This window comes from Stenotrophomonas sp. YJH_SMC_101-4, assembly GCF_059370395.1.
This window is the reverse complement of sequence record NZ_JCAFTP010000001.1, coordinates 1,143,456-1,162,202: the sequence shown is the minus strand read 5'-3', so window position 1 is coordinate 1,162,202 and position 18,747 is coordinate 1,143,456. Positions and strand designations below refer to the sequence as shown.

General features: G+C 67.6%; 18 protein-coding genes. 10 read left to right on the top strand and 8 right to left on the bottom strand.

Going from position 1 to position 18,747, the window contains the following annotated elements:
• Positions 1 to 53 precede the first annotated feature (53 nt).
• Positions 54 to 1,295, bottom strand: a complete 1,242-nt coding sequence (serA, locus tag AC5P8D_RS05315; RefSeq protein ID WP_495203141.1) for a phosphoglycerate dehydrogenase — start codon at positions 1,293 to 1,295, stop codon at positions 54 to 56.
• A 169-nt stretch (positions 1,296 to 1,464) separates the two neighbouring features.
• Between serA and AC5P8D_RS05310 the strand changes: the two genes are divergently transcribed.
• From AC5P8D_RS05310 to AC5P8D_RS05300, 3 genes are all read left to right on the top strand, one after another.
• Positions 1,465 to 2,853, top strand: coding sequence for an FAD-binding oxidoreductase (locus AC5P8D_RS05310; protein ID WP_241886052.1), 1,389 nt, complete (start codon positions 1,465 to 1,467; stop codon positions 2,851 to 2,853).
• Positions 2,854 to 2,915: 62 nt separating this feature from the next.
• The gene (locus tag AC5P8D_RS05305) at positions 2,916 to 3,215 is read left to right on the top strand and encodes a DUF2388 domain-containing protein (protein WP_010482550.1); all 300 of its coding nucleotides are present in this window, start codon (positions 2,916 to 2,918) and stop codon (positions 3,213 to 3,215) included.
• Positions 3,216 to 3,225: 10 nt separating this feature from the next.
• Complete coding sequence (locus tag AC5P8D_RS05300) at positions 3,226 to 5,121, top strand: Lnb N-terminal periplasmic domain-containing protein (protein ID WP_430371223.1); 1,896 nt, start codon at positions 3,226 to 3,228, stop codon at positions 5,119 to 5,121.
• Here the strand turns inward: AC5P8D_RS05300 and AC5P8D_RS05295 are convergent.
• Both AC5P8D_RS05295 and AC5P8D_RS05290 read right to left on the bottom strand, forming a co-directional pair.
• Positions 5,099 to 6,175: an ATP-binding protein gene (locus AC5P8D_RS05295; RefSeq protein ID WP_414614778.1), complete on the bottom strand. Its 1,077-nt coding sequence runs from the start codon at positions 6,173 to 6,175 to the stop codon at positions 5,099 to 5,101. The genes AC5P8D_RS05300 and AC5P8D_RS05295 overlap by 23 nt on opposite strands.
• Positions 6,175 to 6,891 (bottom strand): response regulator, encoded by a 717-nt coding sequence (locus tag AC5P8D_RS05290; protein ID WP_020424480.1) that lies wholly within the window; start codon positions 6,889 to 6,891, stop codon positions 6,175 to 6,177. Before AC5P8D_RS05290 ends, AC5P8D_RS05295 begins: the two co-directional genes overlap by 1 nt.
• A 129-nt stretch (positions 6,892 to 7,020) precedes the next feature.
• Between AC5P8D_RS05290 and AC5P8D_RS05285 the strand changes: the two genes are divergently transcribed.
• The 4 genes from AC5P8D_RS05285 (at position 7,021) to AC5P8D_RS05270 (ending at position 12,516) form a co-directional block, all read left to right on the top strand.
• Entirely contained in the window at positions 7,021 to 8,181 is a 1,161-nt protein-coding gene (locus AC5P8D_RS05285) for an efflux RND transporter periplasmic adaptor subunit (RefSeq protein ID WP_329841275.1), read from the top strand.
• A gap of 36 nt (positions 8,182 to 8,217) precedes the next feature.
• On the top strand, positions 8,218 to 11,367 hold the full coding sequence (locus AC5P8D_RS05280; protein ID WP_329841274.1) for a multidrug efflux RND transporter permease subunit: 3,150 nt from the start codon (positions 8,218 to 8,220) through the stop codon (positions 11,365 to 11,367).
• Positions 11,348 to 11,740, top strand: coding sequence for a nuclear transport factor 2 family protein (locus AC5P8D_RS05275; protein ID WP_049453497.1), 393 nt, complete (start codon positions 11,348 to 11,350; stop codon positions 11,738 to 11,740). The genes AC5P8D_RS05280 and AC5P8D_RS05275 overlap by 20 nt, the downstream gene beginning before the upstream one ends.
• 83 nt (positions 11,741 to 11,823) lie before the next feature.
• A complete protein-coding gene (locus AC5P8D_RS05270; protein WP_329841273.1) occupies positions 11,824 to 12,516 on the top strand; it encodes a COG3650 family protein in 693 nt (230 codons plus the stop codon).
• A 164-nt stretch (positions 12,517 to 12,680) separates the two neighbouring features.
• Here the strand turns inward: AC5P8D_RS05270 and yeiP are convergent, their stop codons facing one another.
• From yeiP to AC5P8D_RS05245, 5 genes are all read right to left on the bottom strand, one after another.
• Positions 12,681 to 13,247, bottom strand: a complete 567-nt coding sequence (gene yeiP, locus AC5P8D_RS05265) for an elongation factor P-like protein YeiP (RefSeq protein WP_005409468.1) — start codon at positions 13,245 to 13,247, stop codon at positions 12,681 to 12,683.
• 49 nt (positions 13,248 to 13,296) lie between these two features.
• Positions 13,297 to 14,067: an SDR family oxidoreductase gene (locus tag AC5P8D_RS05260; protein WP_049453502.1), complete on the bottom strand. Its 771-nt coding sequence runs from the start codon at positions 14,065 to 14,067 to the stop codon at positions 13,297 to 13,299.
• Between the two features lie 100 nt (positions 14,068 to 14,167).
• The gene (locus tag AC5P8D_RS05255; protein ID WP_495203140.1) at positions 14,168 to 15,064 is read right to left on the bottom strand and encodes a hydroxymethylglutaryl-CoA lyase; all 897 of its coding nucleotides are present in this window, start codon (positions 15,062 to 15,064) and stop codon (positions 14,168 to 14,170) included.
• Positions 15,061 to 15,462: a VOC family protein gene (locus tag AC5P8D_RS05250; RefSeq protein WP_010482537.1), complete on the bottom strand. Its 402-nt coding sequence runs from the start codon at positions 15,460 to 15,462 to the stop codon at positions 15,061 to 15,063. Before AC5P8D_RS05250 ends, AC5P8D_RS05255 begins: the two co-directional genes overlap by 4 nt.
• A gap of 2 nt (positions 15,463 to 15,464) precedes the next feature.
• Positions 15,465 to 16,253 (bottom strand): enoyl-CoA hydratase/isomerase family protein, encoded by a 789-nt coding sequence (locus AC5P8D_RS05245; RefSeq protein WP_010482535.1) that lies wholly within the window; start codon positions 16,251 to 16,253, stop codon positions 15,465 to 15,467.
• A gap of 119 nt (positions 16,254 to 16,372) precedes the next feature.
• Here AC5P8D_RS05245 and AC5P8D_RS05240 point away from each other — a divergent pair, with 119 nt between their 5' ends.
• The 3 genes from AC5P8D_RS05240 to AC5P8D_RS05230 are packed head-to-tail and all read left to right on the top strand — an operon-like array spanning position 16,373 to position 18,743.
• Positions 16,373 to 16,627, top strand: coding sequence for a FeoA family protein (locus tag AC5P8D_RS05240; RefSeq protein ID WP_191851250.1), 255 nt, complete (start codon positions 16,373 to 16,375; stop codon positions 16,625 to 16,627).
• Positions 16,624 to 18,489 carry a ferrous iron transporter B gene (gene feoB, locus AC5P8D_RS05235; RefSeq protein ID WP_049481564.1) on the top strand — a complete coding sequence of 622 codons (1,866 nt, stop codon included), beginning with the start codon at positions 16,624 to 16,626 and terminating at the stop codon, positions 18,487 to 18,489. The genes AC5P8D_RS05240 and feoB overlap by 4 nt, the downstream gene beginning before the upstream one ends.
• The gene (locus AC5P8D_RS05230; RefSeq protein WP_010482530.1) at positions 18,489 to 18,743 is read left to right on the top strand and encodes a DUF6587 family protein; all 255 of its coding nucleotides are present in this window, start codon (positions 18,489 to 18,491) and stop codon (positions 18,741 to 18,743) included. The genes feoB and AC5P8D_RS05230 overlap by 1 nt, the downstream gene beginning before the upstream one ends.
• Positions 18,744 to 18,747 lie beyond the last annotated feature (4 nt).

Sequence of the window (18,747 nt, the reverse complement as noted above, 5' to 3'; positions counted from 1 at the left end):
GGAACCGCAGCCGAGCATGGGCTCGGCTCTACAAGTGCAAGGCGGGACGCGCGTCAATACAGAATGCGCGTACGCAACGTCCCTGGAATCGCGGCCAGCTCGTCGCGCACGGCAGCGGCCTGTGCCTCGCTGGCGGTGATGTCGATCACCACGTAGCCCACCTTCGGGTCGGTGCGCAGGAACTGGCCGTCGATGTTGACGTTGTTGCGCGAGAAGATCTCGTTGACCCTGGACAGCACGCCCGGCACGTTCTGGTGGATGTGCAGCAGGCGCAGGCTGTCTTCGTGTTCGGGCAGGGTCACTTCGGGGAAGTTGACCGCCGACAGGGTGCTGCCGTTGTCGCTGTAGCGCACCAGCTTGGCCGCTACTTCCACGCCGATGTTGTCCTGCGCTTCCAGGGTGCTCCCGCCCACGTGCGGGGTCAGGATCACGTTGTCATGGCGGGTCAGCGGCGATTCGAAGATATCGCCGTTGCCCTTCGGCTCGACCGGGAACACGTCCAGTGCAGCGCCGCCGACGTGACCGCTGGCCAGTGCGGCATCCAGTGCATCGATGTCGACCACGGTGCCGCGCGCGGCGTTGATCAGGCGCGCGCCCTTGCGCATCTTCGCCAGCTCCGTGCTGCCGATCATCCACTGCGTGGACGGGGTTTCCGGCACGTGCAGGGTGACGATGTCGGCGCGCGCCAGCAGGTCGTCCAGGCTGGCGGCAGCACGGGCATTACCCAGCGCCAGCTTGGTTTCCACGTCGTGGAAGATCACCTGCATGCCCAGCGATTCGGCCAGCACGCCGACCTGGGTGCCGATGTGGCCGTAACCAATGATGCCCAGCGTCTTGCCGCGCACTTCATGGCTGCCGCTGGCCGACTTCGACCAGCCGCCGCGATGGCATTCGGCGTTCTTCTGCGGAATGCCGCGGGTCAGCATGATCGCCTCGGCGATCACCAGCTCGGCCACGCTGCGGGTATTGGAGTAGGGCGCGTTGAACACCGGGATACCGGCCAGCTCGGCCGCGTCCAGGTCCACCTGGTTGGTGCCGATGCAGAAACAACCCACCGCGATCAGGCGCTTGGCCTCGGCCAGCACCTCGGCGCTGAGCTGGGTACGCGAACGGATGCCGACAATATGTGCCTCGGCGATGCGCGCCTTCAGTTCGTCCTCGGGCAGCGCCTTGGTGTGCGCTTCGATCTGGCTGTAGCCGGCGGCGCTGAACACTTCCACGGCGGTCTGGCTGACCCCCTCCAGCAACAGCACGCGGATATCCTGCTTCGGGAACGAGGTCTTCTTCGGCGACATGGGGCAACACGGCCAGTGGGACAGGGGCTGACCACTATGCCAGATCGAAGCCCCCATGGTGCAGTGCGCAATTGGTTGCATCCGTAGCTATCGGCGCAGCTGCGGGGCTGGACGCTGGCGCGCGCCGCTGGCACGCTTGCCCGTTCTTCACGCACCGCGCTGGACCGTCATGACTGATTCCCGCATTGCCTCGCTGCAGCAGGCCTGTCCCGGCCTGAAGCTGAAGACCGACCCGGCCGACCTGGAGCATTACGGGCGCGACTGGACCCGGCGCTGGACGCCGGCGCCGCTGGCGATCGCACTGCCGGCCACGGTCGAGGAGGTGCAGGCGGTGATGCGCTGGAGTGCAGGCGAGGGCGTGGCCGTGGTGCCGTCCGGCGGCCGCACCGGCCTCTCCGGGGGCGCGGTGGCGGCCAACGGTGAGCTGGTGCTCAGCCTGGAACGGATGAACAAGGCGCTGGCCTACGACGCGGTCGATCGCACCCTGGTGGTGCAGGCCGGCATGCCACTGGAAGCTGTGCACAATGCCGCGCTGGACCACGGCCTGATCTACCCGGTGGATTTCGCCGCGCGCGGGTCCTGCACGATCGGCGGCAACATCGCCACCAATGCCGGCGGCATCCGTGTGATCCGCTACGGCAATACCCGCGAATGGATCGCCGGGCTGAAGGTGGTCACCGCCAGCGGCGAGTTGCTGGAGCTCAACAAGGGCCTGATCAAGAACTCCAGCGGCTATGACTTCCGCCAGCTGCTGATCGGCTCGGAGGGCACGCTGGGCGTGATCGTCGAAGCCACGGTGAAGCTGACCGACCCGCCGCCGGCCAGCAACGTGATGCTGCTGGCACTGCCCAGTTTCGAAGTGCTGATGCAGGTGTTTGCTGCGTTCCGCGCGCGCCTGCAGCTGCAGGCCTTCGAGTTCTTCACCGACCGGGCGTTGGAGCACGTGCTGGCGCACGGTGCGCAGGCGCCGTTCGACGAGGTGCATCCGTACTACGTGGTCACCGAGTTCGCCGCCGGCGACGACGCTCAGGAAGCGGCGGCGATGGCGGCCTTCGAGGACTGCATGGGCAACGGCTGGGTCAGCGATGGGGTGATCAGCGCCAGCGACGCCCAGGCCGCCCAGCTGTGGCGCCTGCGCGAAGGCATCACCGAGTCGCTGGCGCGCTACAAGCCCTACAAGAATGATGTCTCGGTGCGGATCTCGTCGATGCCGGCGTTCCTGGCTGAAACCCAGGCATTGATCGGGCAGGCATACCCGCACTTCGACGTGGTGTGGTTCGGCCATATCGGTGACGGCAACCTGCACATCAACGTGCTCAAGCCCGATGACACCAGCGACGCCGAATTTCTGGCGCAGTGCGAGCATGTCACCAAGCTGCTGGCGCAGGTGCTTGCGCGCTTCGACGGCAGCATCTCGGCCGAGCATGGCATCGGCCTGGTCAAGAAGGGCTACCTGGACAGCACCCGCGGCCCGGCCGAGATCGCGCTGATGAAGGCGGTCAAACGGGCGTTCGATCCCCAAGCGCGGCTGAATCCCGGCAAGCTGTTCGACGTTTGAGCCGGACAAATCCTTCACGCACCCGTTACGCTCCACGCTTCCTCACAACCGGCTTCGAACCGATGACCCGTCCGCTTCTGCTGCTCGCCCTGCTGTCCCTGCCGCTGGCCGGCTTCGCTTCCAGCTTCGCCGGTACGTCGGCCGGTTCGGCCACGGGTGCGTCCTCCGGTTCCTCGGGCAGCAGCTCGGGTGATGACAAGGTGGTGCTGGCTGCACGCGACGATGCGGCTGCATTCGTCGCCAGCGATGGCGAGATTCGTGGCGCCCGCCTGCAGGCCGCACTGGTCCACCTGCGTGAGCAGAGCGCCGCCGCACAGCAGCAGAGCGATCTGGAACTGGCCCGCGCGCTGCTGGCACGTTGATCCAGGCTGCATGACCTCGGCGTCATCGCCTTATGTAGAGCCGAGCCATGCTCGGCTGCTGTTGCGATCCGCATGCGCCGGGCATTCAGCCGAGCATGGCTCGGCTCTACAGAGGCACAGCGGGCGGTGCGGGTGGATCGCCGCATTGGCGTGGCTGCTCATCCCTTCCGCGCACGCGGCTGATCGCCTGCAGCTTGATCCGTCCGGTCTCGACCCGGCGCAGCAGCAGATCGCCAGCCAGACCCTGGCCGACGTGCAGGGTCTGCTGCCTGATGGCCTGCTGCGCGCATTGCCGGCACAGGTCCAGGTGCGCTGGCGTGATGACCTCCCGGCCGATGTGCACGGCCGCGCTTTCGCCGGGCGCATCGGCCTGCGTCGCGAGCTGCTGGATGATGCCGTGCCCGGCGCGCGCCGCGCACGCCGCAGCGCGCTGGTACACGAACTGACCCATGTTGCAGACCGTACGGGGGCGAACTGGTCGCGCAGTGTGCGCTGGCGTGATCTGGCCGGATGGCAGCGCAAGCCCTGGCATCTCGGCCGTGGCGACAACGACTTCCGTGACCGCAGTCCCGATGCGTATGAACTGAAGGACCCGGCCGAGTACCTGGCGGTGAACGCCGAGCATTTCCTGCTGGACGCTGAGTTCGCCTGCCGGCGTCCGGCGCTGGCGCAGTGGTACCAGGTCCATTTCGGAACCCCGCCATCGCTGCCGCAGTCGCACTGCGCGACCGCGTTGCCATTGCTGCAGGCCGAATCGGAGGAGGGTGCGGCATCGCTGCTGCAGCTCGACCCCGCGCGTGTCCATGCGGTGGATTACCTGTTCGCCGAAGGCAGTGCGCAGCCGATGAGCCGCTGGGGCCACAGCATGCTGCGGCTGGTGATCTGCCGGCCAGGCCGTGCGCCGGGGCCGGACTGTCGCCTGGACCTGGAATACCACCGCGTGCTGTCGTTCCGCGCGTTCGTCGGCGACGTACAGATTTCCAACTGGCGTGGCCTGACCGGTGGCTACCCGTCGCGCCTGTTCGTGCTGCCGCTGCAGCAGGTGGTGGACGAGTACACCAAGGTGGAGCTGCGGGGGGTGCAGTCGCTGCCGTTGCGGTTGTCGCCCGGCGAGATCGCCAGCCTGCTCGAGCGCACTGCACAGGTGCACTGGAGCTATGACGGGCGCTATTACTTCATCAGCAACAACTGCGCGGTGGAAACCGCAAAGCTGCTGCAGGCGGGTGTGCCGCGCCTGGGTGAGGCGGGCTTGGCCCAGCTGAGTCCGCGCGGGTTGAAGCGTCGGCTGTCCAGGCTGCATGTGCTGGACGAGCAGGTGCTCACGGACCGCAATGCAGCGCAGGCGCAGGGCTACTACTTTGCTTCGGCGCGCGATCACTATCAGCAGTTGTTCGCCGTGGCGAGCTCACAGCTGGGGCTGCCGGTGCGCGATGTGCGCGGCTGGCTGAAGCTGCCCGCACCGCAGCGTGCGCCGTGGCTGCTGCAGGGTGACCTGCGTGCCAGCGCCGGGTTGCTGCTGCTGGAACAGGCGGCGCAACGCCGCGCCGAGCTGCGTGCGCGCGATGTGCTGAAACGACGCTTGCTGGCCGCACCGGACAGTGCCGAGACGCGCGGCCTGCGCCAGCTGCTGGAGCAGGGTGGGCAATGGTTGCGCCCGGGTACGCTGCTGGCGGACGGTGGCTATGGGTTGCCGCTGGTCGATGAGCAGGTGGTGCTGGCCGAAGCGGTTGCCACCGCCAGCGCACAGGCGGTGCCGGCCTGGCAGGCGCTGCGCGTGCAGCTGCGCCAGCAGTTGCCGGCAGGCCAGCGCAACGAGATGGATGCGATCGATGCCAACCTCGCTGCACTCGGCGCGCGCCTGCGGGAACAGGCAGCCGCGCCCGCTACTGGCGCGGCAGTTCGATGACGAAACGGCTGCCACCGGCGTTGCCCGCCGTGCAGTAGACGCGGCCGCCGTGCGCGTCGGCGATGGCCTTGACCACCGCCAGGCCGAGCCCACTGCCACCGCCCTGGCGTGAACGCGAGCCGTCGGCACGCATGAACGGGCTGAAGATGTCGGCGTGCAGCTCCGGATCGATGCCCGGGCCCTCATCCTCGATTGCTACCTGCACATGGCCTGGTGTGTCATGCACGGCAATCCGTACCTTGCCCGGGCTGGCATACCGACGCGCGTTTTCCAGCAGCGCCAGCAGCGCCTGGCGCAGGCGCGTGGGATCACAGTGCGCGTTGTGTTCCTCGCGGCTGGTTTCCAGCTCCAGCACGAAGCCTGCAGCGCGGAACTGCGGATCGACCAGGGTCATCACCGAATGCACCTCGGCCACCACGTCGGTGCGCGCGCGACGCACGTCCAGCCGCGCATTGTCAGACAGGCTCAGCACGCGCAGATCTTCAATCAGGCGGGACAGCCCTTCGACCTGGGCAAGCAGGCTGCGGAACTGCGACTCGTCCGGCTGGAACACGCCCTCGGCCAGCCCCTGCAGGCGGCCACGCAGGATCGTCACCGGGGTCCGCAATTCATGGGCAATAGCCGCATGCCACATCGCACGCTCGCTTTCCATGTGCTGCAGGCGGCGCGCCATCGCATTGAAGTCTTCAACCAGGGTGGCCACTTCGCCCGGCGAGTTCTCCTCGGCGCTGGCACGCGCGCCGAGGTCGCCGCCCGCGAGCGCGCGCACGCTGTCGACCAGCGAATTCAAGGGCGACAGGATGCGATGCGCCAGTCGGAACGAGGCGGCGATGGCCAGTGCCAGGCCGGTCAGGATCACCCCGACCATCCACGCCAGCTCCGGTCCGGTCGGCAGCCAGCTTTCCGGTTCCTCGGCACTGCCAGGGAAGAACTCGACCAGCACCGCGTACAGCAGCCATGACGACAGGATCATCATCACGATGACGCCGATCACCATCAACGACATCGAGACGATGATGTGTCGGCTGAGCCCGGAGCGGCGCAGGTGCGCCATCAGCGGTCGGCCATCAGCCGGTAGCCGACACCGCGCACGCTGGCCGGAACATTGACCATGCCTACTTCGTCCAGTTTGCGGCGCAGCTTGCTGACATGGCTGTCGACGGTGCGTTCCAGCGCTTCGCTTTCCGGCAGGCATTCGTGCATCAGTTCGCTGCGGCTGAAGATGCGGGTCGGCGCCAGCGCCATGCAGTGCAGCAGCTTGAACTCGGTGAGCGTGAGCAGCACTTCGTGGCTGTAGCCTTCGCCCTCCACATGCACGGCATGGGTGGCCGAGTCGATCAGCAGCGGGCCCGCCCGCAGCGCGGTCGGTGCATCCACGCGCGAGGCGCGCAACGTACGCCGCAGCACGGCGCGCACGCGTGCTGCCACTTCGGCCGGATTGAACGGCTTGACCACGTAGTCGTCGGCGCCCATGCGCAGTGCGGTCAGCTTGTCCAGGTCCTGGTCCAGTGCGGTCAGCATGATCACCGGCGTTTCGCCGCGCTGGCGCAGCTGGGTCAGCACGCTCCAGCCATCCAGGCGCGGCAGCTGCACATCGAGCAGGACCAGGTCGGGGCGGGCGCTGCGGTGCAGGTCCAGTGCGCTGTGGCCGTCGGCGGCGCGCAGTGTACGCAGTCCTTCGCGTTCCAGATAGGCGGTGAGAATATCGGCGATCTCGGCCTCATCCTCGACGATCAGGACGAGGGCGGCGAGGGCAGGGGCGGCATGCATGCAGGGGCGGGGCCTTAAGGTGCTTGCCTCCATCGTATCTCCACAGTTCCTCCATCGAAACCCCATCATTGCCACGCACACTTCACGCTTCAGAACCTATCAGCCGCCTGCGCGGCATTGTGCACAGCAATGAGAACCTTCAGGACTCCGGCCACGTTGATCGCGGCCCTCGCCCTGGCCATGACGGCCTGCTCAACCCCCGAAGCTACGCCGGAAGCCACACCGCGTGTCAGCGTGGTCACCGTCGGCCCGCAGGTGGTACAGCGCGATGACGAACTGCCCGGCCGCGTGGCTGCCGTGCGCACCGCACAGATCCGTGCCCAGGTGGGCGGCATCGTGCAGCGCCGCCTGTTCGACCAGGGCGCAGAAGTGAGCGCCGGCCAGGCGCTGTTCCAGATCGATCCGGCGGCATTCCGTGCAGACGTGGATTCGGCACTGGCAGCACTTCAGCGCAGCGAAGCGGCGCTGGGCCGCAGCCGCGTGCAGTCACAGCGCCTGCATGCACTGGCGGCCGCGCAGGCGGTCAGCCAGCAGCACCGCGACGATGCCAGTGCCGAGTACGAACAGGCCCGTGCCGCAGTGAACGAGGCGCGCGCGATCCTGGCCCGTCGCCAGCTTGACCTGCGCTATGCCACGGTCAGTGCACCGATTGCCGGCCGCATCGACCAGGCGCTGGTGACCGAAGGCGCACTGGTGGGCGTGGCCGATGCCGAGCCGATGGCGGTGGTGCAGCAGATCGACCAGGTCTACGTCGATGTGCGCCAGCCGGCGGCCCAGCTGGAATCACTGCAGCGCAGCGCTGCCGGTGGCGGCGAGCTGCCGGTGACGATCATCGGTGCGGCCGGCAAGCCGCTGTCCGAGCGAGGCCAGATGCTGTTCTCCGGCATCAACGTCGATGCGCGTACCGGTGATGTGATCCTCCGCATTCTGGTCGACAACCCGCAGCGCCAGCTGCTGCCGGGCATGTACGTGCGCGCGAGGGTGCCGCGTGGTGCGGCGGCCAGTGCACTGACCGTGCCACAGCAGGCCGTGCTGCGCAGCGCCGGTGGCCAGGCCTATGCCTGGGTGATCGGTGGCGATGGCAAGGCGGTGATCCGCACGCTGGAGGTCGACGGCAGCGTTGATCGCCAGTGGCTGGTGCGCACGGGCCTGAAGGCGGGCGAAAAGGTAGTGGTCGAGGGCCAGGAACGCCTGCAGGAAGGCGTGGTGGTCGATGCGCGCGATTGGCAGATGCCGGTCGCCAGCGCCAGCGCCAGCGCCGGCGCGGTGCAGGCCGGCAGCAAGGGCTGAGCCTCTACCGGGCTGGTCCCTCCAGGGAAATCCAACATGGCACGTTTCTTCATCGATCGCCCGGTGTTCGCCTGGGTGCTGGCGATCTTCATCATCCTGGCTGGCGTACTGGCGATCCCACGGCTGGCCGTTGAGCGCTATCCGGCGGTGGCGCCACCCAGTGTCAGCATCTATGCCAGCTACCCCGGTGCCAGCCCGCAGACGCTGAATGATGCGGTGGTCGGCCTGATCGAGCGCGAGCTGTCCAGCGTCAAGCACCTGCTGTACTTCGAATCGTCGGTGGACACTTCCGGTGAAGCGTCGATCACTGCCACCTTCAAGCCCGGCACCAATCCGGAGCTGGCGCAGGTGGACGTGCAGAACCGGATCAAGGCGATCGAACCGCGCCTGCCGCGCAGCGTCCGCCAGAACGGCCTGTTCGTGGAGGCCGCCGATTCCGGTTTCCTGATGCTGGTCGGCCTGCGTTCGCCCGATGCCAGCGTCAGCGAAGCCGCGCTGGGCGACTTCATGGCGCGCAACATCATCGAAGAGCTGCGCCGCATCGATGGCGTCGGCCGCGTGCAGCTGTTCGGTGCCGAACAGGCGATGCGTGTGTGGCTGGACCCGACCCGGTTGACCGGCTACGGCCTGACCATAGGCGACGTCGCCGCCGCCATCGAGCAGCAGAACCTGGAGATCTCGCCGGGACGCATCGGCGATTCGCCGGGTGTGCCGGGCCAGCGCATTACCGTGCCGTTGAGTGCCGACGGCCAACTGTCCACGCCGGAACAGTTCGCTGCCATCGTGCTGCGCGCCGGGGCCGACGGCTCGCGGGTGCTGCTGGGCGATGTCGCCCGCGTCGAGCTGGGCGCGCAGAGCTATGCCTGGGGCACCCGCGAGGACGGCCATCCGGCCACCGCCGCCGGCGTGCAGCTGCGTCCTGGCGCGAACGCGGTGCGCACCGCGTCGGCGGTGCGTGAGCGCATGGCCGAGCTGGCACCGCTGCTGCCGCGCGGCGTGGAAGCGAGCATTCCGTTCGATACCGCGCCGTTCGTCAAGATCTCGATCCAGAAGGTGGTGCAGACGCTGCTGGAGGCGATGCTGCTGGTGTTCGCGGTGATGTACCTGTTCCTGCAGAACTGGCGCTACACGCTGATCCCGGCGCTGGTCGCACCGATCGCACTGCTGGGCACCTTCGCTGTGATGCTGGCGCTGGGCTTCTCGATCAACGTGCTGACCATGTTCGGCATGGTGCTGGCAATCGGCATCATCGTCGACGACGCGATCGTGGTGGTCGAAGGCGTGGAACGGATCATGGCCGAAGAAGGGCTGCCGCCGCGCGAGGCCACCATCAAGGCGATGCGTGAGCTGACCGGCGCAGTGATCGGCATCACCCTGGTGTTGACCGCGGTGTTCATCCCGATGGCGTTGGCCAGCGGCTCGGTGGGCGCGATCTACCGCCAGTTCACCGTGGCGATGGCGGTGTCGATCCTGTTTTCGGCGCTGCTGGCCCTGAGCCTGACGCCGGCGCTGTGCGCGACGCTGCTGCGCCCGAACAGCCATGGCCATCATGGTCGTGGTGGGCTGTTCGGCGCCTTCAACCGTGGCTTCGAGCGGATGACCGGGCGTTACCAGCGTAGTGTGGCGTCGGTGCTGCAGCGGAGCGGGCGGGTCATGGGCGTGTTCGCCGCGCTGGTGGCGGCGTTGCTGCTGGGCCTGCACTGGCTGCCGGGCGCATTCCTGCCGGAAGAGGACCAGGGCTACTTCATGACCTCGATCCAGCTGCCGGCCGAAGCGACGGCCGAGCGCACGCTGGCCGTGGTCGAAGCCTACGAAAGGCATGTGGCGTCACGCCCGGGCATCGGCTCCAACCAGTCGATCCTCGGCTACAGCTTCTCCGGGTCCGGCCCGAGCGCGGCGCTGACCTACACCATGCTGAAGGACTGGGGCGAGCGTGCAGGAGCCACCGCGGCCGGCGAAGTGGAGGCCGCGCAGAAGGCGATGGCGACGATTGCCGAGGGCGAGGTGATGAGCGTGATGCCGCCGGCCATCGACAGCCTGGGACGCTCCTCCGGCTTCTCACTGGCGCTGCAGGCGCGCACCGGGCAGAGCCAGGCAGAGCTGCGCGCGGCCCTGCAGCAGCTGCTGAAGCGGGCCGAGGCCAGTCCGCTGCTGTCGGAGGTGCATGCCGATGGCCTGCCAGCAGGCACCAGCGTGCGGCTGGACATCGACCGCGCCAAGGCCGAGGCGATGGGCGTGGGGTTCGAGCAGATCAGCAGCACGCTGTCGGCGGCGATGGGCTCGCAGTACGTCAACGACTTCCCCAACAAGGGCCGGCTGCAGCAGGTGATCCTGCAGGCCGATGCACCGCACCGGATGGAGCTGGAGGATGTGCTGAAGCTGTACGTTCGCAACAGCGAAGGCGGCATGGTGGCGTTGTCGGAACTGGTGACGCCGCACTGGACCGAGGCGCCGTTGCAGCTGCAGCGCTATCTCGGCTTCCCGGCGCTGAACCTGTCCGGCGCACCGGCCTCCGGCGTGTCGACCGGCCAGGCCATGGCGGAGATGGAGCGGTTGGCGCAGGAGCTGCCGTCCGGCTTTGCCCTGCAGTGGACCAGCCAGTCGCTGCAGGAGCGGGAGTCGGGGGCGCAGGCACCGTGGCTGCTGTTGTTGTCGATGCTGGTGGTGTTCCTGGTGCTGGCGGCTCTCTATGAGAGCTGGTCAATCCCGCTGGCGGTGATGCTGGTGGTGCCGCTGGGCCTGCTCGGTGCGGTCGCCGCGGTGCTGCTGCGGGGCATGCCCAACGACGTGTTCTTCAAGGTCGGCATGATCACCGTGATCGGGCTGTCGGCGAAGAACGCGATCCTCATCGTCGAGTTCGCGCGCCAGCTGCAGCAGCAGGGTCGCGGCCTGGTCGAGGCGGCATTGGAAGCTGCCAGGTTGCGCCTGCGGCCGATCGTGATGACCTCGCTGGCATTCGCGCTGGGCGTGGTGCCGCTGATGCTGGCGCAGGGCGCGTCGAAGGAAACCCAGCAGGCGATTGGAACCGGTGTGTTCGGCGGCATGGTCAGTGCGACCGTGCTGGCGGTGTTCTTCGTACCGGTCTTCTATGTAGTAGTGCAGGGCGCGCGGCAGTGGATCGCGCAACGCCTGCGCAGGCGCCGGCCGATGCCGGAAGGATCCGTGGATGGAACGGAACATCGTTGAAAATCTGCATGAAAAACAGTTGATGGTGCTGGAGCAGCGCCTGTGCGCAGCGTTGCTGGAAAATGATCACGATGCGCTGACCGCGCTGGTATCGCCAGCCTTGTTCATGATGGATGGCCAAGGCGGGCGCATGCTCGATCTGCCGTGGCTGGGCGATTGGCTGGCCGGCGGCCTGCAGGTGCGAAGCCTGCAGCTGCACGCAGTTGAAACGCTGCTGTGTGGTCGCCTGGCACTGCTGTCCAGCAACGTGCGGTTGTCAGTGTGGCAGCAGGACCAGGAGCGTGAAGTGAAGCTGCGCCTGTTGCGCGTCTGGACCTGCAGTTCCGGCGGCAGTGGCGCACAGCTGCTGTCGATGGCGGTGCTGGCCGCCTGAGTGCGGTCAGGCCGCTTTCAGGCCCCGCTCACCGGCAGATGGTAGGGTCGAGCCTCTCTGTAGTGTCGACAAGGAGTCGAGCCATGCGTGTAGTTCCCAGTCTGTTGGCAGCCCCCCTCGGGGTGGTGCTGGCTGCGTGCCAGCCGGCCCAGGCACCCATTGCGGGCGGCAATGACACCCCGCCTGCCACGCCGCAGCCAAGTGCCAGCACCGAAGGTGGCAGCGAGACCACCTACCAGTGTGGGGATCTCAGCGTGCGCGCGACCTTCACTGGCGAGGATACGGCCACGGTGGTGATCGGCGAGCGCACCTTTGCCATGACCTCCGAACGCGCGGCGTCCGGCGCCAAGTATGGCGATGGCCAGGGCAACAGCTTCTGGACCAGGGGCAGTGATGACGGCCTGCTGAGCCTGAAGGGCGAGGCGGACCGCGAGTGCCATGTGGTCGAAGCCACTGAAGGCGATGGCAGCGCCGGCAATGCTGCGTTCCGTGCCACCGGCAATGAGCCCGGCTGGCTGGCAGTTGTCGACGGCGACACGCCGGGCCTGCAGGTGGAAGTGGATTATGGTGAGCGTCGCTTCGATGTCGCCAAGCCCACCGAAGGTGCTGATGGCTGGAGTGGGAAGGCATCCGATGGCACCGACGTCAAGCTCAGCTTCCAGCGCACCACCTGCCAGGACGACATGAGTGGCGAGGCGTTCGAGGCCAAGGTGATGCTGACTGTCGGCACGCGCCAGTACCACGGCTGTGGCAATTTCGGCGCGAAGCAGCCGTAAGCCCTCTGTAGAGCCGAGCCCACGCTCGGCTGCGTTGTGCTCTGCACAGGCACTGCAGCTGAGCGCGGGCTCGGCTCTACACCACTGCTGTCAACGATGCGCTGCTTGCTGCCTGCGGCGAACTTGCCGCAAGCAGGGACAGGCAGCCGATCAGCGCAAGGCGCTTAGTCGGCACGGCCAGCGAATTCGCCGGTGGCGGTGTTCACCAGCACGCGTTCGCCGTTGACGATGTACTCCGGCACCATGATCTCGATGCCGGTGTTGAGCTTGGCCGGCTTCGGGCGCTTGGTGGCGGTGCCACCCTTCAGTTCCGGCGGGGTCTCGATCACTTCCAGCACCACCGAGGCCGGCAGCTGGATCGCCACCGGCTGCTCGTCGATGACCTGCACATAGATGCCGGTCAGGCCGTCGGTGATGTAGCCGGCGTCATCACCGATCACGTCCGCGTCCAGGGTGTAGGGGGTGTAGTCCTCGTCATCGAGGAACACGAAGGCGTCGCCGTCCTTGTACGAATAGGTGGACTGGCGGCGGAGCAGTTCGACCTCGACCAGGTTGTCGTCGGCATCGAAGCTGGCGTCGAGCTTGTTGCCGCCCGGCACGCTGTACATGATGAAGCGGAAGCGGACGTTGCCGCCGCGACCCTGCGGCGAGCTGCGCTCGATGTCGCGGATCTGGTACACGCCGTTGTTGTACTCGACGACGTTGCCCTTCTTGATGTCGTTGGCTTTCATGGTGATCTAGGTCGTTGGGGGAGGACGCCGTCCCGGCGCCCGGGGGGAATCACTTCGGAGCGAGGCGGGTAGCGCCGTCCAGGCGGATGGTCTCGCCGTTGAGATAGGTGTTGCCGAGGATGAAGCCGACCAGGCTGGCGAAGTCTTCCGGCTTGCCCAGGCGCGACGGGAACGGGATCGAGGCGGCCAGCGACTGCTGCACGGCTTCGGGCATGCCATCGACCATCGGCGTCCAGAACACGCCGGGTGCAATCGTATTGACGCGGATGCCAAAGCGCGACAGTTCGCGCGCCATCGGCAGCGTCATCGAGACCACGCCGCCCTTGCTGGCGGCATACGCGGCCTGGCCGATCTGGCCTTCATAGGCGGCGATGCTGGCGGTGTTGATGATCACGCCGCGCTCGCCGTCGGTGCCGGCTTCGTTGTGCTGCATGCGGTTGGCCGCGGCCTTGGCGACGTTGAAGCTGCCGACCAGGTTGACCATCACCGTGCCCTGGAAGCCGGCCAGCGGCATCGGACCTTCTTTTCCAAGCACGCGGCCAGCGCCGAGGATGCCGGCGCAGTTCATCGCCACGTTCAGGCCGCCGAGGAAATCGTGGGCCTGGTCGATGGCCGCAGCCACGGCCGCCTCATCGCTGACGTTGACGTTGAAATAGCGGGCCTTGTCGGTACCCAGCCCGGCAACGGCGGCTGCACCCTTGTCGTCGTTGAGGTCGAACAGGGCCACCTTGCCGCCCTGGGCGACGAGGTGCTGGGCCACGGCCAGGCCGAGGCCGGAGACGCCGCCAGTGATCACGGCACGTACGGAAGACAGCTGCATTGAACGGTCCTGCAGGTTCGAGAACCGCCGATTCTAACGGAAGCCGCGACCGCCGCTGTTGTGCACTGCGCCGCCTTTGCGGGGCGGCGCAGTGCGGTGGTCAACCGGCCGCGGCCAGCGCCTGGCCGGTGCGGCTGGCGGTGGCGCGGCCGAGCAGGCCGGCCAGCCAGCGACCGGTTTCGGCCAGGGCCGGCAGGTCCACGCCGCTGTCCAGGCCCAGGCCCTGCAGCAGGTAGACCACGTCTTCGCTGGCCACATTGCCGCTGGCGCCCTTCGCATACGGGCAGCCACCGGCGCCGGACACAGCGCTGTCGACCACGCGCACGCCTTCTTCCAGGCAGGTGGCGATGTTGGCGATGGCCTGGCCGTAGGTGTCGTGGAAATGCACGGCCAGTGCCGACATCGGGATCTCGGCGGCGACCGCCTGCAGCATCGCCCGTGCCTTGCGCGGGGTGCCGACACCGATGGTGTCGCCCAGCGAGATTTCGTAACAGCCCATCTGGTGCAGGGCACGTGCGACGCGCACCACGTCAGTCAGCGGTACCTCGCCCTGGTAAGGACAGCCAAGCACGGTGGAGACGTAGCCGCGCACGCGCACACCATCGGCGGCGGCGCGGCGCAGGATCGGCTCGAACCGGGCCAGCGATTCGTCGATGCCGGCATTGGTGTTGGTGCGGTTGAACGCCTCGGACGCGGCGGTGAACACCGCTACTTCCTCCACGCCGACCGCACGGGCACGGTCGTAGCCCTGTTCGTTCGGCACCAGTACCGGGTAGTGGATGCCCGGCCGGCGCTGGATGCCGGCGTAGACCTCGGCGGCATCGGCCAGCTGCGGGATCCACTTCGGGCTGACGAAGCTGGTCGCCTCGATGCTGCGCAGGCCGGTGGCCGACAGGCGGTTGATCAGTTCGATCTTGTCGACGGTGGACACCGACTGCTTTTCGTTCTGCAGGCCGTCACGCGGGCCGACCTCGACGATGCGGACGTAGTCGCTCATGCGGTTGCCCCATCGGCAGGGCGGTGGCAGACCGCCTCGATGTTGTTGCCATCCGGGTCGAGCACGAAGGCACCGTAGTAGTCGGGGTGGTACCACGGGCGCAGGCCCGGGGCGCCGTTGTCGCGGCCGCCGGCGGCGAGCGCGGCGGCATGGAAGGCGTCCACCTGGGCGCGGCTGGCGCAGGCAAAAGCCACGTGCACGCCGTGGCTGGCAGTGCCGCCATTGCCAAGCCAGAAGAACGGCTTGCCGTCGTTGCCGAAGCCGATGTGGTCGTGGGCGCCGGTCTGTTCGGCGGTCACTTCCATCACCACGCCGATCTGCAACGGCGCCAGTGCCTGCAGGAAGAAGGCCTTGCTGCGCGCCAGGTCGGCGCTGGTCAAACCAAGATGATCGAGCATGTTCAGGCTTCCGTGACCCAGTGGGGGGCGCGCTTGTCGAGGAAGGCGCCCAGGCCTTCCTGGCCTTCGGCGGACACCCGCAGGCGCGCGATCAGGGCGGCATTATCGCGATCCAGGGTGTCGCGGTCATGGCTGTCGCGGACCTGGCGCACCAGCTGCTTGGCGGTGGACGAGGCGATCGGGCCGGCCTTGTCGAGCAGGGCCAGCTGGCGTTGCACGGCCTCGTCCAGGCGTTCAGGCTCGACCAGTTGGTGGACCAGGCCGATGCGCAGCGCGGTGTCGGCGTCGAAATGCTCGCCGGTGGCGAACCAGCGGCGAGCCTGGCGGGGGCCGATGGCCTCGATCACATAGGGCGAGATCACCGCCGGCAGCAGGCCGAGGCGGCTTTCGGTCAGGCCGAAGCGGGCCGAGGTGCTGGCGATGGCGATGTCGCAGCAGGCAACCAGGCCGACGCCACCGCCGAAGGCCGCGCCGTGGACCCGGGCCAGGGTCGGCTTGGGCAGCTCGTCCAGGGTGCGCATCAGCCGTGCCAGCGCCAGCGAGTCCTCGCGGTTGTCGGCCTCGCTGGCCGCCGCCATGCCGCGCATCCACTGCATGTCCGCACCAGCCGAGAAGGAGGTGCCGTGGCCGGCCATCACCACTGCCCGGACCGAATCATCGCGGCCGGCGGCCTCCAGTGCGGCGGTCAGCCGGGCGATCAGGCTGGCGTCAAAGGCGTTGTGCAGCTCCGGCCGGTTCAGCCAGAGGGTGAGGGCGGCGCCGCTGCGCTCGATCTGCAAAGCATCGTTCATGGGATTCCAGAGTCACTCCATACCTGTATGGATCATAGCGGGCCATTGGTCATGGGCCATGACGCGACGCGGGAATGTTAGAATCGAGAACCATTTACATCCAGCAGAGAACACGCTAGATGACGCTGTCCGAACTGCCGCTGCACACCTCGGCCGTGGTCGAGTCCGTGCAGGACCTGCATGCCAACGATGCCATCGCCCGTCGCCTGCGCGAGCTGGGTTTCGTGAAGGGCGAGGAAGTACGCCTGGTGGCCAAGGGCCCGTTGGGGGGAGAGCCGCTGCTGGTGCAGGTCGGGTTCACCCGTTTCGCGCTGCGGATCAGTGAAGCCAAGCGGGTCGTGGTCGACGCCGCCAGCCAGGAACGACGCGCATGACTGCTACTGCCACTACCGCCCCCCTGCGCGTTGCGCTGGTCGGTAACCCCAACAGCGGCAAGACCGCTCTGTTCAACCAGCTGACCGGCAGCCGGCAGAAGGTTGCCAACTACACCGGCGTCACCGTCGAGCGCAAGGAAGGCCGCCTGCGTGCGCCGTCCGGCCGCGAGTTCGCGGTACTCGACCTTCCGGGGGCCTACAGCCTGCATCCGGCCAGCCTGGACGAGGCGATCACCCGCGACCTGTGCCGGGGCTTCTATCCGGGCGAAGCCGCGCCGGATGTGCTGCTGTGCGTGATCGACGCCACCAACCTGCGCCTGCACCTGCGTTTCGCGCTGGAACTGCGCGAGCTGGGCAAGCCGATGGTGGTGGCGCTGAACATGGTTGATGCGGCCCAGCGCCGTGGCATCCAGGTGGATGTGGCCGCGCTGGAGCGCGAGCTGGGCGTCCCGGTAGTGGAAACCGTGGCGGTGCGCAAGCAGGGCGCCAAGGCCCTGGTCGAACGCCTCGATGCGATGGTGCCGCACCTGGATGCGCCGGTGCCGGGCCCGGAAGGTGGCATCGACTACCACGCCAAGGTGCGCGAGATCCTGTCGGTCGCCGTGCGCATGCCGGCGCGGACCGCGAAGATCGATGACGCGCTGGACCGCTGGCTGCTGCACCCCGTGTTCGGCCTGGTCAGCCTGGCGGTGGTGATGTTCCTGATCTTCCAGGCGGTGTACGCCTGGGCGACGCCGTTGATGGACGGCATCGAAGCCGGCTTTGCCTGGCTGGGCGAGTTTGTCGGCAGCGTGCTGCCGGAAGGTCCGCTGGCCAGCCTGCTGACCGACGGCATCATCGCCGGTGTCGGTGGCGTGGTGGTGTTCCTGCCGCAGATCCTGATCCTGTTCTTCTTCATCCTCGTGCTGGAGGAGTCCGGTTACCTGCCGCGCGCTGCGTTCCTGCTCGACCGCATGATGGCCGCCGCCGGGTTGTCCGGCCGCTCGTTCATCCCGCTGCTGTCCAGCTTTGCCTGCGCAGTGCCGGGCATCATGTCCACGCGCAGCATCCAGGACCCACGTGACCGCCTGGCCACGATCCTGGTGGCGCCGTTGATGACCTGTTCCGCACGCTTGCCGGTGTACGCGCTGCTGATTGGTGCGTTCATTCCGCAGAAGACGGTGTGGGGCGTGTTCAACCAGCAGGGGCTGGTCCTGTTCGGCCTGTACGCCGCCGGTATCCTCAGCGCGCTGGCGATGTCGTGGATCATGAAGAAGTGGCGTCGCGACAAGAGTGAGCATCCGCTGATGCTGGAGCTGCCGTCTTACCGCCTGCCGCATGCGCGTGACCTGGCCGTGGGCCTGTACGAGCGTGGCATGATCTTCCTCAAGCGCGTCGGTGGCATCATCCTGGCGCTGACCATCCTGCTGTGGGTGCTGCTGTCGTTCCCGGCGGCTCCCGCTGGCGCCACGATGCCGGCCATCGACTACAGCTACGCCGGCCAGATCGGCCATGCGATGGCCGTGTTCTTCGCGCCGCTGGGCTTCAACTGGCAGATCTGCATCGCACTGATCCCGGGCCTGGCCGCGCGCGAAGTGGCGGTATCGTCGCTGGCCACGGTCTACGCGCTGTCCGCGGCCGATGACGATGCCGCCAGCCAGGCGCTGACCCCACTGATCAGCGACGGCTGGTCGCTGGCGACCGCGCTGTCGCTGCTGGTCTGGTACATCTACGCCCCGATGTGCATCTCGACGCTGGCCACCATCAAGCGTGAGACCAATTCGTGGAAGCAGATGGGCTTCGCCGCGTTCTACCTGTTCGCCGCGGCCTATGTGGCTGCGCTGATCACCTACCAGGTGACCAAGGCGCTGGGAGGCGGCTGATGGATACCGGCCTGCTGATCCAGTACCTGATCATCGCGGTGGCCGTGCTGGTCAGTGCCTGGGTGGTGCTGAAGAAGCAGTTCCCGGGCACCGTGCGCACGCTGCGCGGGGCCTTGGCGCTGGCCCTGCTGAAGCCGGGTCGCCCCGGCTGGATGCAGGCGCTGGGGCGGAAGATCGCGCCGCCGGCGACTGGAGGTGGTGGTGCCTGTGGTGGTTGTGACAGCTGCGGGCCAACTCCACCGAAGCAGCACTGACGCT

Excerpts from the sequence above, each read along its gene's own strand:
- AC5P8D_RS05250 (WP_010482537.1), bottom strand. The coding sequence starts at position 15,462 with ATGCTCGATCATCTTGGTTTGACCAGCGCCGACCTGGCGCGCAGCAAG.
- AC5P8D_RS05290 (WP_020424480.1), bottom strand. The coding sequence starts at position 6,891 with ATGCATGCCGCCCCTGCCCTCGCCGCCCTCGTCCTGATCGTCGAGGAT.
- AC5P8D_RS05270 (WP_329841273.1), top strand. The coding sequence starts at position 11,824 with ATGCGTGTAGTTCCCAGTCTGTTGGCAGCCCCCCTCGGGGTGGTGCTG.
- AC5P8D_RS05245 (WP_010482535.1), bottom strand. The coding sequence starts at position 16,253 with ATGAACGATGCTTTGCAGATCGAGCGCAGCGGCGCCGCCCTCACCCTC.
- AC5P8D_RS05285 (WP_329841275.1), top strand. The coding sequence starts at position 7,021 with ATGAGAACCTTCAGGACTCCGGCCACGTTGATCGCGGCCCTCGCCCTG.
- AC5P8D_RS05275 (WP_049453497.1), top strand. The coding sequence starts at position 11,348 with ATGGAACGGAACATCGTTGAAAATCTGCATGAAAAACAGTTGATGGTG.
- AC5P8D_RS05300 (WP_430371223.1), top strand. The coding sequence starts at position 3,226 with ATGACCTCGGCGTCATCGCCTTATGTAGAGCCGAGCCATGCTCGGCTG.
- serA (WP_495203141.1), bottom strand. The coding sequence starts at position 1,295 with ATGTCGCCGAAGAAGACCTCGTTCCCGAAGCAGGATATCCGCGTGCTG.
- feoB (WP_049481564.1), top strand. The coding sequence starts at position 16,624 with ATGACTGCTACTGCCACTACCGCCCCCCTGCGCGTTGCGCTGGTCGGT.
- AC5P8D_RS05305 (WP_010482550.1), top strand. The coding sequence starts at position 2,916 with ATGACCCGTCCGCTTCTGCTGCTCGCCCTGCTGTCCCTGCCGCTGGCC.
- AC5P8D_RS05260 (WP_049453502.1), bottom strand. The coding sequence starts at position 14,067 with ATGCAGCTGTCTTCCGTACGTGCCGTGATCACTGGCGGCGTCTCCGGC.
- yeiP (WP_005409468.1), bottom strand. The coding sequence starts at position 13,247 with ATGAAAGCCAACGACATCAAGAAGGGCAACGTCGTCGAGTACAACAAC.
- AC5P8D_RS05230 (WP_010482530.1), top strand. The coding sequence starts at position 18,489 with ATGGATACCGGCCTGCTGATCCAGTACCTGATCATCGCGGTGGCCGTG.
- AC5P8D_RS05240 (WP_191851250.1), top strand. The coding sequence starts at position 16,373 with ATGACGCTGTCCGAACTGCCGCTGCACACCTCGGCCGTGGTCGAGTCC.
- AC5P8D_RS05310 (WP_241886052.1), top strand. The coding sequence starts at position 1,465 with ATGACTGATTCCCGCATTGCCTCGCTGCAGCAGGCCTGTCCCGGCCTG.
- AC5P8D_RS05295 (WP_414614778.1), bottom strand. The coding sequence starts at position 6,175 with ATGGCGCACCTGCGCCGCTCCGGGCTCAGCCGACACATCATCGTCTCG.
- AC5P8D_RS05280 (WP_329841274.1), top strand. The coding sequence starts at position 8,218 with ATGGCACGTTTCTTCATCGATCGCCCGGTGTTCGCCTGGGTGCTGGCG.
- AC5P8D_RS05255 (WP_495203140.1), bottom strand. The coding sequence starts at position 15,064 with ATGAGCGACTACGTCCGCATCGTCGAGGTCGGCCCGCGTGACGGCCTG.